Source organism: Campylobacter concisus (assembly GCF_015230035.1).
Lineage (GTDB): Bacteria > Campylobacterota > Campylobacteria > Campylobacterales > Campylobacteraceae > Campylobacter_A > Campylobacter_A concisus_BK.
In genome coordinates this window covers 217039-231006 of sequence record NZ_JAAKZD010000001.1, presented here as the reverse complement: position 1 = coordinate 231006, position 13968 = coordinate 217039, and the positions used below count along the sequence as shown (strand labels likewise).

The 13968-nt window shown below is 41.6% G+C and carries 13 protein-coding genes; all 13 read left to right on the top strand.

Going from position 1 to position 13968, the window contains the following annotated elements; all coding sequences use genetic code 11:
- The 13 genes from G6W41_RS01110 to pglD all read left to right on the top strand — a co-directional run bounded on the left by G6W41_RS01110 (nt 1) and on the right by pglD (nt 13924).
- The gene (locus G6W41_RS01110; RefSeq protein ID WP_194170342.1) at nt 1–1323 is read left to right on the top strand and encodes a UDP-glucose dehydrogenase family protein; all 1323 of its coding nucleotides are present in this window, start codon (nt 1–3) and stop codon (nt 1321–1323) included.
- Nucleotides 1320–1763 (top strand): ecotin, encoded by a 444-nt coding sequence (locus G6W41_RS01105; RefSeq protein ID WP_194170341.1) that lies wholly within the window; start codon nt 1320–1322, stop codon nt 1761–1763. Before G6W41_RS01110 ends, G6W41_RS01105 begins: the two co-directional genes overlap by 4 nt.
- On the top strand, nt 1760–2992 hold the full coding sequence (locus G6W41_RS01100; RefSeq protein WP_002939912.1) for a nucleotide sugar dehydrogenase: 1233 nt from the start codon (nt 1760–1762) through the stop codon (nt 2990–2992). The genes G6W41_RS01105 and G6W41_RS01100 overlap by 4 nt, the downstream gene beginning before the upstream one ends.
- Nucleotides 2993–3110: 118 nt before the next feature.
- Nucleotides 3111–4628 (top strand): MATE family efflux transporter, encoded by a 1518-nt coding sequence (locus G6W41_RS01095; protein WP_194170340.1) that lies wholly within the window; start codon nt 3111–3113, stop codon nt 4626–4628.
- Nucleotides 4629–5390, top strand: coding sequence for a glycosyltransferase family 25 protein (locus tag G6W41_RS01090; protein ID WP_194170339.1), 762 nt, complete (start codon nt 4629–4631; stop codon nt 5388–5390). It abuts the gene before it with no gap.
- Complete coding sequence (locus G6W41_RS01085; RefSeq protein ID WP_194170338.1) at nt 5391–6323, top strand: glycosyltransferase family 2 protein; 933 nt, start codon at nt 5391–5393, stop codon at nt 6321–6323.
- Complete coding sequence (locus G6W41_RS01080; protein WP_194170337.1) at nt 6320–7378, top strand: glycosyltransferase; 1059 nt, start codon at nt 6320–6322, stop codon at nt 7376–7378. Before G6W41_RS01085 ends, G6W41_RS01080 begins: the two co-directional genes overlap by 4 nt.
- Entirely contained in the window at nt 7375–8418 is a 1044-nt protein-coding gene (locus tag G6W41_RS10345) for a glycosyltransferase (protein ID WP_194170336.1), read from the top strand. The genes G6W41_RS01080 and G6W41_RS10345 overlap by 4 nt, the downstream gene beginning before the upstream one ends.
- Nucleotides 8415–9539, top strand: a complete 1125-nt coding sequence (pglJ, locus tag G6W41_RS01070) for an N-acetylgalactosamine-N,N'-diacetylbacillosaminyl-diphospho-undecaprenol 4-alpha-N-acetylgalactosaminyltransferase (RefSeq protein WP_009294686.1) — start codon at nt 8415–8417, stop codon at nt 9537–9539. Before G6W41_RS10345 ends, pglJ begins: the two co-directional genes overlap by 4 nt.
- Entirely contained in the window at nt 9532–11631 is a 2100-nt protein-coding gene (locus G6W41_RS01065) for an STT3 domain-containing protein (RefSeq protein WP_194170335.1), read from the top strand. Before pglJ ends, G6W41_RS01065 begins: the two co-directional genes overlap by 8 nt.
- A 2-nt stretch (nt 11632–11633) precedes the next feature.
- A complete protein-coding gene (pglA, locus tag G6W41_RS01060) occupies nt 11634–12749 on the top strand; it encodes a N,N'-diacetylbacillosaminyl-diphospho-undecaprenol alpha-1,3-N-acetylgalactosaminyltransferase (protein ID WP_194170334.1) in 1116 nt (371 codons plus the stop codon).
- Nucleotides 12742–13347, top strand: a complete 606-nt coding sequence (pglC, locus tag G6W41_RS01055) for an undecaprenyl phosphate N,N'-diacetylbacillosamine 1-phosphate transferase (RefSeq protein WP_012140183.1) — start codon at nt 12742–12744, stop codon at nt 13345–13347. Before pglA ends, pglC begins: the two co-directional genes overlap by 8 nt.
- Nucleotides 13334–13924, top strand: coding sequence for a UDP-N-acetylbacillosamine N-acetyltransferase (gene pglD / locus G6W41_RS01050; protein ID WP_194170333.1), 591 nt, complete (start codon nt 13334–13336; stop codon nt 13922–13924). Before pglC ends, pglD begins: the two co-directional genes overlap by 14 nt.
- The last annotated feature ends 44 nt before the right edge of the window (nt 13925–13968 follow it).

Below are 13968 nucleotides of genomic sequence, written 5' to 3'. Positions count from 1 at the left end.
ATGAAAATAGCAGTAATCGGAACCGGATATGTTGGACTAGTGAGTGGTGCATGTTTTGCTAAGATGGGCAACAGCGTGATCTGCGTCGATGTTGATAGCAAAAAGATCGAAGCGCTAAAAAATGGCGTCGTGCCTATATATGAGCCAGGGCTTGCTGATATCGTGAGTGAGTGCTATAAAAATGGCTCGCTTAAATTTAGCACGCAGATAACTGAGGCGCTAGAGCATGCAGATGTGCTATTTATCGCAGTTGGCACACCTATGGGCGCTGATGGACAGGCGGATTTAAAATATGTGCTTTCAGTTGCCAAGTCAATCGGAGAAAATTTAAGCAAACCGCTAATCGTAGTCGATAAATCAACCGTTCCAGTGGGCACTGGAGCTAAGGTGCATGAGGTGATCGAGGCTGAGCTTAAAAAGAGAAATGTAGAGGTTAAATTTGAAGTCGTCTCAAATCCAGAGTTTTTAAAAGAGGGCGCGGCTGTTGAGGACTTTTTAAAGCCAGATCGCGTAGTTATCGGAGCTAGCAGCGAGTGGGGCTTTAGCGTGATGAGAGAGCTTTACGAGCCATTTATGAAAAATCACGATAGGCTCATTTGCATGGACGTAAAATCAGCCGAGATGACAAAATACGCTGCAAATTCGATGTTAGCAACCAAAATAAGCTTTATAAACGAGATAGCAAATATCTGCGAACGCGTGGGCGCTGATGTAAATTTAGTAAGAAAAGGCATCGGCAGCGACTCAAGGATCGGATATAGCTTTATCTATCCAGGCTGCGGATATGGCGGTAGCTGCTTTCCAAAGGACGTCGAGGCACTCATCTACACAGCTAGACAAAATGGCTTTGAACCAGAGCTTTTAAACGCGGTCGAGTCAAGAAATAAGGCTCAAAAAAGAGTGCTATTTGATAAAATTTATAACTTCTTTGGCGGCGATCTAAAGGGCAAGACGATCGCACTTTGGGGGCTTGCGTTTAAGCCAAATACCGATGATATGAGAGAGGCTAGCTCGCTAACTTTGATAAAGCTTTTAGACGAGGCTGGCGCAAAAGTGGTCGCTTACGATCCAAAAGCGAGCGAAGAAGCTAAAAAATATATGCCAAATTTAGATGTAAAATATGCTAAAAATAAATATGATGCTCTTGATAACGCCGATGCAATGGTGCTTGTGACAGAGTGGAGCGAGTTTAGATCACCTGATTTTATGGAGATCAAAGAGAGGCTAAAAAACGCTGTCATATTTGACGGACGCAACCAGTATAACGCTAAAACTTTAGCTGAGCATGGATTTAAGTATTTTCAGATAGGCGTCAAAGCGTGAAGCAAATTTTATCTCTCATAGCTTGTTTATTGCCTTTTGCGCTTTTTGCTAGCGATGCGGCAGGCAAAAGTGAAGCAAAGATGCAAGAGCAGGTTTTTGAGCTACCTATCTCAAAGATGCCGAATGATTATTTTAAATATGAAGTTGCATTTTTTAAAGAGGTGCAAACGGATTGCGAATTTGCTATGCTAGAGGGCGGAGGCTTAGATAAAAAAGAGGATAAAAGCGGGGTTTATTACGAATTTAGCGCAGATGATGAGCCGCTTAAGCCTTGCAATGGCAAAAATAAAAAGAGGCAAATTTATTATGAATTTACTCAAATTTTGCCTGGCATTAGCCCTATTAAGATCGTAACCCCACAAGGCGTGGGCGCAGAGATAAGAATTTATGAACGTGTAGAAATAATAAAACCAAAAATTTTAAAAAGGAAAGAGAAATGAAAATAGCAGTAGTAGGACTTGGATATGTGGGACTTCCACTAGCAGCAGCTTTTAGCGAGAAGTACGAAGTAGTAGGCTTTGACGTAAATGCAAAACGTATAGAAGAGCTTAAAAGTGGCTATGATAGAACGCTTGAACTTAGCAACGAGCAGATGAAAAAAGCGATCGATAATGGCATGAAATTTAGTCTAAATTTAGATGACATCAGAAGTTGCAACTTTTTCATCGTAACCGTCCCAACTCCGATAGATAAGAACAAACGCCCTGATCTAACTCCAGTGGTAAAAGCGACTGAGAGCGTGGCAAAAGTGCTTAAAAAAGGCGACATCGTTGTCTATGAAAGCACCGTTTATCCAGGCGTTACAGAAGAAATTTGCGTGCCACTTCTTGAAAAGAGTGGGCTTAAATTTAACAAAGACTTCTTCTGCGGCTACTCTCCAGAGCGCATAAACCCAGGTGATAAAGAGCACACTGTTACAAAGATCAAAAAGATCACAAGTGGCTCAACTCCAGAGATCGCTGATAAGGTCGATGAAATTTATCGTTCTATCATCACAGCTGGCACTCACAAAGCTTCAAGCATCAAAGTAGCAGAGGCTGCAAAGGTCATCGAAAATACTCAGCGCGACATCAACATCGCCTTTATAAACGAGCTTGCGATGCTCTTTGAAAAGCTTCACATCAACACTATCGACGTGCTTGAGGCTGCTGGTACGAAGTGGAATTTCTTAAATTTCCGTCCAGGTCTAGTTGGCGGTCACTGCATCGGCGTAGATCCATACTATCTAACTCACAAAGCTCAAGAGGTTGGCTACAACCCTGAAATGATCCTAGCAGGTCGCCGCATCAACGATGATATGGGCAGATATGCAGCCGATCAAGTGATAAAACTAATGATAAGAAAGGGTGTGCTTATCAACAAAGCGCGCGTGCTTGTTCTTGGTATGACATTTAAAGAAAACTGCCCAGATATAAGAAATTCTCGCGTTATAGACGTGGTTGATGAGCTAAAAGACTTTGGCTGCAAGGTCGATGTGACTGATCCTTGGGCTGATAGCGCTGAGGTAAAACACGAGTATGGCTTTGATCTAGTAAAAGAGTATAACCTAGACGACTACGACTGCATCGTGATCGCCGTAGCTCACAATGAATTTAAAAAGCTCAACCTAAAAGGCCACTTGGTTTATGATATAAAAAATATCTACCCAGAGGCTGACGCTAGGCTGTAAGTGAGCGTTAAATTTAAGATTTACTTAGCTGCCATGCCATCTGGCTTGGCGGCTAAAATTTATGTTTTTTTCTTTTCAAATTTAGCTTTTGGGCTAAATTTCAAAGGTTAAAAGTCTAATGCTAATCAATCTAATAAGCTCAATCGTCGTTTTTGTCGTATCAATGGGCATAAATTTCTTTCTTACACCATTTATCTTAAAAAGCCTTGGTAATGAGGCATTTGGCTTTGTGGGTCTTAGCAACGCCATCGTTAGCTACGCAGCGGTCGTAAGTGTAGCCATAAACTCGGTAAGTGGGCGCTTTGTCGCTCATGCGTGGCACAAAAAAGACCTAAGTCTTGCAAACACCTACTACTCATCAGTCCTTGTTGTAAATATCTTCTTTTGTGCCGTTGTCGTGGTGCTTAGCTCTGTTTTCATACTAAATTTGCAAAGCTTTTTAAACGTCCCTGAAAATTTACTCTTTGACGTGAGAATGACCCTTGTTTTTTACTTTATAAATTTCTGCGTTGGACTATTTAACGGCGTTTTGACGGTTTGTGCTTTTGTGACAAACAAGCTCTATCTACTCTCCATTAGAAACGCCATCTCAAGCGCGATCCTAGCAGCTCTCATCGTGGCACTCTTTTTCTTTTTTAAGCCGTTCATTTCATATATCGCCATCTCAGCGCTAGTTGCTAGCCTTTTTGTCTTTTTTAGCACCATTTTTATGTCAGCTCGCATCACGCCGGAGCTAAATTTTAGCCTTAGTAAATTTGACTTTTCTAAGATCAAAGAGCTTCTAAGCTCTGGCATTTGGAACAGCTTTAATGCGCTAAACCGCATACTTTTAACAGGTATGGACCTATTTATCTGCAACATTTTCGTAAGTGCAAACGCCACTGGCCTTCTTTCAGTCGCCAAGGCCGCCCCTATCATACTTGAGAGCTTTGTAGCGCAGCTTAGCGGTATCTTTGCGCCAAAATTTGTCGAGCTTTACTCTAAAAATTTGATCACGGACCTCATAAAAGAGGCTAAATTTTCAATGAAGGTGATCGCCTTTGTGATGAGCGCTCCGGCCGCATTTTTCGTCGTTTTTGGGCTTGATTTTTACACGCTTTGGCTACCTTTTAAAAGCGCAGATGAGGTTAAATTTATCTACAATGTCTCGATGATCACGCTAGTGCCTATCGTATTTATCAGCTTTGTTTTTTCGCTTTTTAACCTTGATAGCGCGACAAACAAGCTTCGCCGCCCAGCCATTGCCAACACCATCCTTGGCGTTAGCACGATCATAGCGCAGATCGCCCTGCTCAAATTTAGTGACTACGGCGTTTATGGCATCGTCATCGTCGCAGCCATTTTTTATAGCATAAGAATTCTTGGCTTTGACCTCATAAACGCTGCTTTAAATTTAGAGGTAAAACTCACCACATTTTACGGGGTTTATTTTAAAAATTTAGCCGTTTTTGCGCTCTGCGTGCTTGTGATGTTTGCCTGCAAGGACTTTGTAAGCTTAGATAACTGGCTAAAATTTGCTATCTTTGCTGCGATATACGCCAGCGCAGCTTATGTTTTGGGATATTTTTTGTTTTTTAATGCTTACGAGCGAGGCATAGTCTGGCGTAAAATTTTAAAAAAATTTAAAAGGTCTTAAATGAATGAAATTTATCTGATCTCTTTGGCAAAAGATACCAAAAGGCGCGAGCTTTTGCAGCAGAAATTTGGCTCTTATGATAGCTTTAAGCTAATAGACGCAGTCGATGGCAGGGAGCTAAACGCTAGGGAGTACTACAAGATCATTTCGCCGTCATTTAAAGCTTACGGCAAGGTTTTAAGCCCAGCTGAGGTTGGTTGCTCGCTCTCACACGTAAAAGCCTACGAGGCATTTTTGGCGAGTGAAGCCAAATTTGCCCTCATCTTTGAAGATGACGTGATCGGAGATGACAGTGCCATAAAAGAGGCCTTTTTGGCAGCTAGCAAGATGCCTGAAAACAGCGTGCTGATATGTGGCATGCAAGATGGGCTAGAGGGCAGGTTTAGCGCCTTTGGCAAAAAGGTGGATGTTAGCCTAAGTAAGCCACTTTGGCAGGTCTCAAAGCATTCATTTTCAAGCATTTATAGAGCAGGGGCTTATGTGCTAACTAAAAAAAGTGCTAGAAATTTGCTAGAAATTCATAAACGTGCGCTTTGCACGACCGATGTTTGGGACTATTTGCTAGGCGTTAATGATATGCAGATGTATTTTTGTGACCTTTTTGCACACCCAACTGATCTAAGTGGCTCAAACATCGAGGACGAGCGCCTTGAGAGGGGATACAGCGCAAATTTAAAGGCCTACATAAAAACAATTAAATTTATATTTTTCTCACGACTTGAAAAGCTTCAAGGCTATGAGAGAATTTTTAAAAGGGGCTAAATGAGCGAGCCATTAATTAGCATAGTAACCGCGACTTATAAGCGTCCAGAGCTTTTAAAAAAGGCCATAAAAAGCGCTCTAGCTCAAAGCTATAAAAATTTAGAAATAGTTGTGACCGATGACGGCGATGACGAGAGTGCGAGTGAAATTTGCAAGAGTTTTAACGACGCAAGGATCAAATTTGTAAAAAACACCACTCACAAAAAGAGCCCAAATGGCAACAAAAATAACGGCTTTGACAACACAACAGGCGAGTTTGTCTGCTTGCTTGACGATGACGACGAGCTTTTGCCAGAGGCGATTGCCCAGTGCTATGAAATTTTAAAAAGTGGCGAGTATTCGTGCGTTTTTGCAGACGCGATCTGCGAAAAAGATGGCGTGATGACCGATGTCGTGGCTGGTAGAAGCCCATATAACAAGAGTGGGGCTATGAGCAAGGTTGATTATCACTGCGGGCGGATAAATGGCGAGTATTTTAAGCTTTTTTCGCGTGAATTTATAGACGGCTTTAGATTTGATGAGAGCAGTTTTGGCGGCGAAAATGAGCTTTATATCCGCTTTTTTGAAAAAAATGTCTTCTATCTTAAAAAGCCACTTTACATCTACCGCATCGCAAGAAGCGATAGTGCGACGCTAAATGCCAGCAAGCACGCGCTAAATGTGGCAAACGCTTACATCAAAACAGCAAATTTACACTACGACATCGCTATAAAAAATGAGCCAAAATTTCTAGCTATGCAGTATAAAAATGCCGCTTACTACGCCAAAATAGCAGGCGAATATGAGTTGATGCTAAGGTGTATCTTTAAAAGTCTTAGTATTAAATTTAGCAAAGAGGCGCTTATATTTTTGTTGCTTAGCCCGCTACCAAGTGGCTTTTTACCGGCACTTTCAAAGCTTAGAGTGAAGATAAAACAAAGGTTTGGCATATGAGGGTATTATTTGTCACATCAACGCTTAGAAGTGGCGGTGCGGAGCGAGTTTGCGCGGTGATCGCATCAAGATTTAGCATGGATCACGATGTAAGCCTTGTTAAATTTGACAAAGATGAGCCATTTTATGAGCTAGCAAGTGGCGTGAAGCTCATAAATTTAGGCGTTGGGGCTGATGAGCTTGGCTTGATTGGAAATTTAAAAAAGAGAGTTTTAAAGGTGTTTGCTTTAAGAGCGCTCATAAGAGAGGGCAAATTTGATGCTGTTATATCATTTTTAGACGCCGTAAATACCTTGGTGCTCTTTAGCTCAGCAGGGCTAAAAACGCCTATAATCATAAGCGAGCACACAAACTACCTTGCGCCAAAAAGAGCCATTTTTAAGGTGCTAAGACGCCTTAGCTATCCATTTGCAAACGCACTTAGCGTCTTAAGCGACGAGGATCTTGGCTACTACTCTAAATTTTGCAAAAATGTGATGAAAATTTACAACCCACTCTTTGAAAAGGTGCGCAGTGAGAGCTTTGTTAAAGAAAATTTAATCATCTTTGTTGGCAGGCTAAATAAGATAAAAAACTGCGAAATGTTTGTAAGAGTGGCTGCAAACTTAAAGCAAAGCGGCTATAAATTCGCTGTCGCTGGAGATGGTGGCGAGAGAGCAAATTTAGAAAATTTAGCCAAAAGCTTGGGCGCAGAGGTGGAGTTTTTAGGCAATGTAAGCGACATCGCCTCGCTTTATAAAAGGGCAAAGGTGCTGCTCTCTTGCTCAAATTTCGAGGGCCTTGGAAACACCTTGATAGAGGCGATAAACTACGACTGCGTGCGGGTTGCGACAAGGACTAGCGGGGCAAAAGAGCTTATAAAAGATGGCTTTGATGGCTTGCTTTGCGAGATAAATGACGTTGATGATATGAGTAAAAAGCTTGCAAATTTGCTGCAAGATGAGGCAAAAATGGGCGAATTTGTCAAAAACGCAAGAGCTAGGCTTGATGAGTTTAGTGTGGAGCAAATTTATAAAAAATGGCTAGAGCTTTTAAAGCTTGGAGGTGTGAAGTGAAAATTCTTTTTGTCATAGCCGCACTTAGAAACGGCGGAGCTGAGCGCGTGCTAAACGTGCTTGCAAACGAGCTTAGTAAGGACAATGAGATCACTATCGCTCTTCTTGAAGAGGACCTTGGGCTTTATAAATTTAGTGAAAAGATAAATATCATAAACCTTAGCGTCACTGGCTCAGGGCTCGCTTTAAAATTTAAAAAAATCCTCGCTCTTAGAGCGCTTTTTAAAGAGCAAAGGGCTGATCTGATAATGAGCTTTATCGACTGGACAAACGTCGCTTGCGTGCTGGCAAATGCTGGGCTAAAGAGCAAACTAATAGCAACCGAGCATCACGAGCACAGCTACCTAAAAAGCAAAATCGCAAGCGCTATGCGTGATATTAGCTACCGTTTTGTAGATGGCCTAAGCGTGCTAAGTAAAAGCGACTACAACTACTATAAATTTGCCAAAAATCGCGAGGTCATCCACAATCCACTTTTTATCGACGTGCCTGAAAATTGCGAAAAGCAAAATGTCATCTTAAGTGTGGCAAGGCTGGAGGCGGTCAAGGGCTATGATATCTATTTTGAGGCACTTAGCAAGGTGGATAAGAACTTGCTTGATGGCTGGGAGATAAAGATCGCAGGTAGTGGCAGGCAGGAAGTGCAACTAAAGCAAATGGCGTCAATTTTAGGGCTTAATGTCAAATTTTTAGGTCACATGAGCGATGTTAGCAAGCTTTATAGCGAGGCAAAAATTTTCACTCTTTGCTCAAGAAGCGAGGGGCTTTCAAATGTGCTAATCGAATCAGGCGCTTTTAGCTGCGCTAGGCTAAGTAGCGACACCGTGGGCGCAAGAGAGCTTATAAATGACGGCATAGACGGGCTTATCTTTAAAAATGGCGACGCAAATGATCTAAAAAATAAGCTTGAAATGCTTTTAAAAGATGAAAATTTAAGGCAAAAACTAGCAAAAAACGCCAGTGAAAGTGCAAATTTATTTAGCAAAGAAAATATCATCAAACAGTGGCGAGAATTTATAAAAAAGGTTGTTAGCAAGTGAAAAAATTAGCCGTTTTTTTATACTCGATGGGGCCTGGTGGGGCTGAGCGAAATGTGGCAAATTTACTGCCATTTTTGGTTAAACATTATGAAGTTCATCTCATCTTAATGAGCAAGGTCATTGCTTACGAGATCCCAAGTGAGGTGCAGATCCATTTTATAGAAAATAGCGATCCTTACGAGAGCGGACTAAAGAAGCTTGCAAGGCTCTTTTTAGCGATGCCGTTGCTTGCCTTTAAATATAAAAAGCTCTGTCAAATTTTGGGCATTGACACGCAGTTTGTGCTTATGAACCGCCCTTGCTATATCGCTGGGGTTGCTAGAATTTTAGGGCTAAAGGCTAGGCTAGTTATCAGCGAGCGAAGCTGTCCGTCGATCCTATATAAAAACGATCTAAGCGGGCGAGTTAATAAATTTTTACTCACTCATCTTTATAAAAAGGCTGATCTAATCCTCGCAAATGCAGCTGGCAACAAAGAGGATCTGGTGCGAAATTTTGGCATGAGCGAGGACAAAACAAAAGTGCTTTATAACGCCCTTGATCTAAAAACTATAAATTTGCTAAAAGATGAGCCGCTTGAGGGCGACTTTAAGCCATTTTTCATAAACATAGGCCGCCTTGATAGCGGTAAAAATCAAGCCATGCTAATAAAAATAATAGCTTTAATTAACGACCCTCGTGCCACGCTTGGCATCCTTGGCAAAGGGCCTTTAAAAGACGAGCTACAAAATTTGATAGATAAATTTGGCGTGGGTGATCGAGTAAAGCTTCTTGGCACTGATAAAAATCCTTTTAGGCATATAAAAAACGCTTCGTGCTTGCTTTGTGCTTCGCGTTTTGAGGGCTTTTCAAACGTCTTGCTTGAAGCACTAGCGTGCGAAAAAACTATCATCTCAACTGAGCACAAGAGCGGCGCAAAGGAGCTTTTGGGCGAGAGTGAGTTTGGCATCTTAGTGCCTGTTGATGACGAAAATGCGATGAAAGAGGCGATGATAAAGGTGCTTAACGAGCGTGAAATAAGGCAAAATTTTGAAAATGTTGCGTATAATCGGGCTAAATTTTTTGATAGTGAAAACATAGCGAGCAAGCTTATAAATTTTTTGGAAAATCCTAATGAATAGAAATTTATTTTTTAAAAATTACTCTTTATACCTTATGATATTTGCCGCAGTCATCTTTGGCATGGTTTGCAGGCTTTACTGGGTCTTTTGGGCGAGTGAGTATCCAGTCTTTTTCTGGAACAACGAGCTGATGATCAGCACAAACGACGGCTACGCATTTGCCGAAGGGGCAAGGGATATGCTAGCTGGCTTTCACCAAGAAAACGACCTTAGCTACTATGGCTATCCGCTCTCGACGCTTACCTACTGGATCGTGAAATTTCTAGGCGTCAAGCTTGAGACGGCGATGATTTATATGAGTGTATTTTTCTCGTCGCTTGTGGCTGTGCCTGTTATCTTGATCGCAAATGAATACAAAGTAAAAATGGCTGGCTTCATCGCTGCACTTCTTGCTGTGATCGCAAATAGCTACTACAACCGCACGATGGCTGGTTACTACGACACTGACATGCTCATCATCACTCTTAGCGTCTTTGTCGTTTGGGGGCTTGTTAGAGTGCTTGAGAAAAAGGACGCAAAGAGCCTTATAATCGCCCCTTTAAGTGTGCTTATCTATATGTGGTGGTATATGAGTGCGTTTTCGCTTATTAGCATTTTAACTGGGCTATTTTTACTTTACACGCTCATTTTTGATAGGAAAAATCCACTTTTTTACTTTGAAATTTCACTGCTTTTACTTGCTATCTCAAACCTTGATCTAACGCTTAAATTTATCGCTGTCATCGCTATTTATGCACTTTGTCTCTTTAAAAAAGAGGTGATAAATTTAAAATTTGCTCTTGGTATTTTGGCAATTATCTTTGTCATTTTTGTCATCCGTGGCGGGCTAAATCCGATAATCTTTCAGCTTAAATTTTACGTCTTTAGAGATGCACCTGAAGTTGGCGGCATGAGCTTTCACTTTTTTAATGTCAATCAAACCATCCAAGAGTCAAGCGTCGTTGATTTTACGCTATTTTGCGAGAGGATCAGCGCAAATGTCATCACATTTTTGATCTCACTTGCAGGTGTTGCGCTATTTTGCTACAAGCACCGCTCATTTGCCGTCTCGCTTGGCATGCTCGCACTTGGCTTTTTAGCATTTAAAAGCGGCCTTAGATTTACCATTTACGCCGTGCCTATCATGGCGCTTGGCTTTGGCTACTTAGTGGAGTTTGTACTTGCAAATTTAAAGCTAAAAGGAGCCGTTTTAAATCTCATAAGAGCCTTCATAGCAGCTCTTGTGCTTGCTCCAGCGCTCATTCACATCTATGGCTACAAGGCTGAGCCAGTCTTTGTAAATAAAGAGGTTGAAATTTTAAATAAGCTAAAAGGCATCGCAGGACGCGAGGACTACGTGGTTGCGTGGTGGGACTATGGATATCCGATTAGATATTACAGCGATGTTAAGACGCTAATTGACGGCGGAAAGCACCTTGGACGTGAAAATTTTGCCGTGAGTTTTGCGCTTGGAAGCGACGAGATGAGCTCGGCAAATATGGCAAGGCTCGATGTAGAATACACTGAGCGAAATTTCAAAGAGCACTTTAATGGTAACTTGGCTCAAATTTTAAAAGATAGAAATTTAAGCGTTGATCAGTTTTTTAGTGAGATAAAAGAGGCAAATTTTAGCCTGCCAGCAAAGAGCAGAGAGATATATTATTACCTGCCAGATAGGATGCTTAGCATCTTCCCGACCATTTTGCAGTTTAGCAAGATCGATCTAAAAAGTGGCAAAAATTTAAACAACGGACTTTTCATAACCACAAGAGCGATCTCACAAAGCGAAAAGGGCATTAGGCTAAGTGGTGGATTTACTCTAACAAGTGATGTCACAAATTTGATCTATGATGGCAAAGTCTTACCACTAAGATCTTTCATAGAGACCGACTACAACGAGGCTGGCAAGCTAAATGTAAAAGAGTATAAAAATAATGAAAGTTCAAACATTTCTGTCATTTTTATGAGGGATTATGGTAGATTTATCATCCTTGATGAGAGCATTTTAAATAGCGCCTACATCCAGCTTTTCGTGCTTGAAAGATACGATCCTAAGGTCTTTGAGCCAGTCATACTTGATGGGGCGGCAAAAGTTTATAGGCTAAAGAGGTAGAGATGGCAAGGATAGGATTTTTAAGCCACGCTGATATGAGCATACACTTTTTTAGACGCCCTATCATGCAGGCTTTAAAAGATATGGGGCATGAGGTTTTTGCTATCGCTCCAAAAGGAAATTTCACTAATGAGCTTGCTAAAAGCTTTCATACCGTCACCTACGAGCTTGATAAGGCGAGCCTAAATCCGCTAACCGTGATAAATAACTCAAAAAAACTATCTCAAATTTTAGGTGAGCTAAATTTAGACCTGCTTCAAACTGGCGCTCACAAGTCAAATGTCTTTGGCACATTTGCTGCTAAAAACGCTGGCATAAAGCACGTGATAAATTTGGTTGAAGGCCTTGGTAGCTTTTATATCGATGATGATATTAAGACAAAGGCTGTGCGTTTTGTCATGGAGAGCCTTTATAAGCTATCTTTTGCAAAGGCTGATGCTTGCATCTTCGTAAATGACGCAGATCCAGACTATCTGATCTCTAAAAATTTGATAGATAAAAGCAAGGTGTATCGCATAAAAAGTGTCGGCGTCGATACTGCTAAATTTGACCCAGCTATCACGCAGGCAGCTGACTTGGGTGAAAAAAAGGTGGTTCTCATGATCGCCAGAGCCATGTGGCACAAGGGCGTTCGTGAATTTTACGAGGCAGCAGAAATTTTAAATGGCTATAAAAACTGCGAATTTGTCTTTGTGGGCGAGGGCTTTGCTGGTAATAAATCAACCGCAGACGAGAGCTTTTTAAAAGGTGGCAAGGTGCGATATCTTGGTGCTAGAAACGACATACCACAGCTTTTAAAAGCTTCTTATTTACTGGCTTTGCCAAGCTATAAGGAGGGCTTTCCAAGAACGGTTTTAGAGGCGATGAGCATGGCTAAAGCAGTCGTTGCAAGCGACGTGACAGGCTGTAATGAAGCTGTAAAAGATGGCTACAACGGGCTTTTATGTAAGGTAAAAGACGCAAGTGATCTTGCTGGTAAGATAAAAATTTTACTTGATGACGAAGCACTTTGCGCTAAGCTTGGAGCAAATGGCAGGGACTGGGCAGTTAGTGAGTTTGACGAGAAGCAAATCGCGAAAAGATATATAGAAATTTATAGGAAATTTATAGATGTATAGAAATTTTTTAAAGAGAGTGATCGATATTTTAGGGGCCTTGTTTTTGCTCATTTTAACATCACCTATCATCATAGCAACGGCGATTTTTATCTATTTTAAGGTTAGCCGCGACGTCATTTTTACACAGGCAAGACCGGGGCTTAATGAGAAAATTTTTAAAATTTATAAATTTAAGACGATGAGCGACGAGCGTGACGCAAATGGCGAGCTCTTGCCAGATGATCAGCGTCTTGGTAAATTTGGCAAACTGATCCGCTCTCTTAGCCTCGATGAGCTGCCACAGCTTTTTAACGTGCTAAAGGGCGACATGAGTTTCATTGGACCAAGGCCACTTTTGGTTGAATATCTACCCATCTATAACGAAACGCAAAAGCACCGCCACGATGTGCGCCCAGGCATCACAGGTCTAGCGCAGGTAAATGGCAGAAACGCCATAAGCTGGGAGAAAAAATTTGAGTACGACGTCTATTATGCTAAAAATTTAAGCTTTATGCTTGATGTAAAGATCGCTTTGCAGACCATCGAAAAGGTGCTAAAACGAAGTGGTGTCAGCAAAGAGGGGCAGGCGACGACGGAGAAATTTAATGGCAAAAACTAAGAAAATTTACATCTACGGAGCGAGCGGGCATGGGCTTGTGATCGCTGATATCGCTAGAGATAATGGCTATGATGAGATAGCTTTTTTAGATGATGCTAGTGAGTGTAAATTTAGCCCAGAGCTAGAAAAAGCTGACATCATAATAGCCATAGGTGATAATAAAACAAGGCAAAAGATCAGCCAAAAGGTGGAGGATGTTGGCTTTGAGATAGTAAATTTGATCCATAAAAGTGCGGTTGTGAGCGAAAGCGCTGTGATAGAAAAAGGCGTAGTGGTCATGCCAAATGCCGTGATAAACGCAAAAGCCCATATAAAAGAGGGTGCTATCATAAACTCTGGTGCGGTGATAGAGCATGAGTGCGACATAGGCAAATTTGCTCATATCAGCCCAAATGCAGCCCTTGCTGGAAATGTGAGCGTGGGTGAATTTACGCACGTTGGCATTGGCTCAAGCGTCATTCAAGGTATAAGCATCGGTAAAAACTGCATCATAGGCGCTGGAAGCGTGGTCGTTAGAGATATAAAGGACGGCATAAAGGCGTATGGCGTGCCTGCATGCGAGCGCGCTAAGATATAAATTTAAAAATAAGTGCTAAAATCGCCAAAAAATCACGAAAGGTA